General features: G+C 39.1%; 1 protein-coding gene. It reads right to left on the reverse strand.

What is annotated here, in order from left to right:
- Positions 1-4628, reverse strand: a 4628-nt coding sequence (locus AWW67_RS05160) for an NHL domain-containing protein (RefSeq protein WP_062300566.1), incomplete at both ends; no start/stop codon positions are given.

The following is a 4628-nucleotide window of genomic DNA, read 5'->3' on the forward strand; positions in this document are numbered from 1 at the left end:
TGTCCATCTACATTTCCAAAAAAGCCAGAGCCAGCAAAGTCGCTCACATTCCCTTCGGTATCAATTTTTCTTATAATAGATCCGTCCAAAACATACTTGATTCCACTTGAATCATCAATAAGAATCTTATTCGGCTCTCCAAAAGATGACTCTGATAAAGTACCATTTATTCGGGTGCCATCAGACACAACAGATAGGGTAGTTACATTCCCATTTGGAGATACCTTTCTTATGGTTTTTGACCCGAGTTCTCCTAAATACAAGTCCCCATTGTTATCAATACTTAATCTGGTTAGAAATGAAAATGAAGCTTCTTGCCCTATACCGTCAACAGTACTGTTATCTCCTGATCCTGCCAAGGTAGAGACCATATTATTACTATCTTTTGAAAGATTCAACCATTCTGGCCCTTCTTCTAACGTTAGACTTACAGCGTCTTTATCTGGATCAGACACCTCAACAAAATACTCGTAAAGCTCATTTTCATTAACCTCTGTAACAGGCGTTGAAGTAAAAACAGGTGCTTCGTTATCTGCATTTGTTACTGAAATGGTAACTGTGAAGTTTGCGGAGTTATCTAAAGCATCAATAGCCAATACTTCTAATACATATGAATTATTCGTATCACTATCTTGAGGGTTTTCAAAATCTGGAGATACTTTAAAAGTTACTTCTCCAGTAGTTTCATTCACATCAAAAAGTCCTTCATCGTTACTTGCACCCAATGCATAAGTAATTGAACTATAATCCGTTGCATTAATGGTATAGACTGTACCTATTTCATTTTCTGTAAATGTAGCTGTAGAGGCTGAAGTAAATACAGGAGGAGTAGCATCTAAGACTTCAACTGAAAAAGACTGCACATCTGTTTCACCATTAGAATTTCTTGATTTTAAACTGACATTGTGAATTCCTACCTTATTTAGAGGGTTACCAACCAGTGTGTGGTCTTTTAGTGATACTCTTCTGATAAAATTATTAGAACTTTCTGTGATAAATAAATCACCTTTTGAATCAATAACAACACCATGAGGTTCATTAAAGGATGCGTTTAACCCTTCTCCATCAGTATTTCCGTTTTGATCAGAACCAGCAATAGTGGTTACCTGTCCATCTGGAGTAATTTTTCTTACATATCGCTGATCGGTAATGTAGATATTGAAATTTTCGTCAATAGCCATTCCAAATGGTGAATAAAATGCAGCCTCTGCACCAAGGCCATCAATCACTGACCTTGTGGAAGACCCTGCTAATGTTGAGACATTGCCTTGTGGGTTAATCTTCCTAATGCGGTGATTATCATAATCTGAAACATATATGTTCCCGTTCAAACCAACCGTAATCCCCGTAAGTTGTGAGAATCGAGCGATAGTCCCATCACCATCTACATAACCTGAGTCACCATTGCCTGCTATTGTAGAAACGACTCCTTCAGGACTAATCTTTCTCACTCGGTAGTTACTTTGATCCGTAACGTAAATGTTATCATTTGAATCAATGGCTAATTCTGTGGGACGACTAAATTGAGCAGAAGTACCCTGTCCATCCATATAGCCCCTTTGACCATTACCGGCAAAAGTACTTACCTCACCTGAAAGACTGATTTTTCTGACGGCATGATTCTCTCTATCAGCCACATATAGATTTCCATGACTGTCTATAACAATACTACTCGGTTCATTAAAAGTGGCTTCTGAAGCTGTACCATCAACATAACCTATAGCACCAGTGCCGGCAATTGTGCTTACATGTCCTGAATTAGAAACTTTTCTTATCACATGATTGAATAGGTCTGTCACATAAAGATTGTCGTCTTCATCTCTCGTTATGCCCAGCGGAATATTAAATGTAGCGCTCAGTAATGCACCATTATCCTGACCAACTTCACCAGAACCTGCATATTTTGTTACAGCATTCTTACCAATTAGCGTCATCCAATCAGGTAATGTCTCTGCTTCAAGCGTATAGCTGACATTACTCAGGCTTTCTATTGAAATCCCATATACATACTGGATTGATTCCTTAACTGAGGTAACGGGAGTAGATATGATTACCGGTGTTTCATCAGTGTCAGTCACTGATATTGTCACTAATTGGCTTACCTCATTCACTCCATCACTGGCCTTAACTCTGACGACATAAGCATTATCGGTATTCCCATCAGTTGGAGCTTCGAAGTCAGGGATAGTTTTAAACGTAACAGCATCCCCTACTAAATCAAATAAACCTTCGTCATTACCCACACCTAAGCTATAGGTGACATCATTGGCATCAGTTGCTGTAATGGTATAGGCTATACCAGTTCCATTTTCAACAAAAGTAGATGAAGTAGACGAAGTGAAGACGGGTGGTATTATATCAATCACTGTAATAGTAAACGACTGAGTATTAGAACCGTCATCTGAATCAGATGCCTTTAATTCCACTTCAAAATCTCCCGTTATACCCAAAGGTATACCAGATAGACTTGATGTTTGAGCTATTTTTCTAATTCTGTGGGTATTCCTATCCGCCACGTAAATGGCACCATCTGGAGCTACTGTTAAGCCCCCCGGTGAACTGAAATTTGTATTGGTCCCAATACCGTCAAGGAATGTCCCATACTCTGACCCAGCTATTGTAGAAACCACGCCCTCAGGTGATATTTTCCTTATACTATGTGCATCCGATACATAAATAACATTATTGGCATCAATTGTTATTCCCGACAGTGCTTTAAACGAAGCTTGAGCCCCTGTTCCATCCTCGATTTTAGACAGCCCCGATCCAGCAAAGCTAGATACCACTCCCTCAGAAGTTATTTTTCTGATTCTATAATTATATTGGTCCAGAACGAATATGTTCCCATGACTGTCAATTGCAAGATCAATAGGCCCATTAAAAGTTGCTTCTACACCAATTCCATTCGAGAAACCATAATTTCCAGAGCCAGCTATAGTGCTAACATCTCCAGAGGGAGTAATCTTTCTAATACGGTGATCCAAATGATCAGCTACATAAATATTCCCAACATCATCAATAGTAATACCTGAGGGAAAAACAAAAGAAGCAGAAGTACCATTACCATCTGCATATGAATTATTACCTGAGCCGGCAAAAGTACTCACCTCCCCACTTGGTGTAACTTTTCTAATTAAGCCATTTCCTGTATCCGCCACATAAAGATTACCCGAGTCATCCATGACCAACCCATTAGGGGACCTAAATGAAGCTATTTCTCCATTGCCATTGGTACTACCAATCGACCCAGATCCAGCAAGTGTGGTAACTCCCCCATTTGTACCAATCTTTCTAACCCTCCTGATATTCTCTTCCAGCACATAGAAATTACCATTTGCGTCCATGACTATATCAATAGGCCCATCAAATTCTGCCACTAGTCTTTGACCTTCAATATTTCCACGACCAGAACCTGCAAAGGTAGTTACCTGCAGCTTGTCATTCTTTAATTCAAGCCAATCTGGGCCTGACTCTAATGAAAGCTCAACTTTGTCATTATCTGGATCATCCGTAATAATAGAGTATTCATAAAACTGGTCACTATTAACAGAAATAATAGGCTCTGACACAAAAACTGGTGCTTTACTTTCAAAAGCATCAGTTACATTAATCAAAATAGTTTGGCTATCGGTTCTATCCCCTTCTTGAGCAGTAATTGTGACCTCATAAACATTGTCCTTGTTACTGTCAACAGGGAATTCAAAATCTGGATTTAATCTAAAGGTTAATTCACCAGTGGTACTGTTAAGTAATATATAATAAGAATCGGGACCAGACTTGGTATAATAAATATCGAAGCCCTCTTCTATTCCGCCTGCAACAACCTTTGTAATTAAAGTGGAGTTTTCTTCTACGCTTACCGAAGCACTTTCTCCTCCACCGTCACTAGTAATAATAGGGTCGTTCTCATTTAAATTTTTGACTGTTAGATTAACTAAAAGGCTAGTGCTATTTTCAGCCTCATCTGTTGCTATAAGTTCAATCACGTATACATTGTCTCCATCAGAGTCATGCGGGTTTTCAAAGTCAGGGGATTTATTGAAATAAACTGCATTGGTATACTGTCCGTTCATATTGAACAATGACTCATCATGTGCATTTCCTAATGAAAATGTTACTTGAGTTTCATCATTAACACCAGCTGCGTATGCGTATGAAGTGATAGGAATATTCTCATTCAATTTATAATTGGCTGGTGAGTTAAATACTGGAGACGTAATATCCACTTTAATCGAAAAAGCCTGTTCTTTCACCCCATTTTTGGTATCCTCGGCTTGTAATACAATATCCACAATACCATCACTCGGGTTGGCCGTTCCACTCAGTAGGAAATCTTCCTCCAATGTGATTTTTCTGATTCTATTTAGAGAGGTCGAAACATAAACATTATCGTTGGAGTCTACAGTCAATCCAATTGGACCCCAGATACCTGCCTCCAGCGCATTACCATCAGAGTAGTCCCACTGTCCGTTGCCTGCAATGGTTGTAACATCTCCCGAACTGGTGATTTTCCTTACTCGGTTATTGCCCCAATCAGCTACATAAAGATTATCATATGAGTCAAAATCCAATGCCTTTGGCTCGAAAAACATTGCACTTTGACCACTCCCATCAAGAAAGCCTTCTAC

The sequence above is a fragment of the Roseivirga seohaensis genome, from assembly GCF_001592945.1.
GTDB lineage: Bacteria > Bacteroidota > Bacteroidia > Cytophagales > Cyclobacteriaceae > Roseivirga > Roseivirga seohaensis.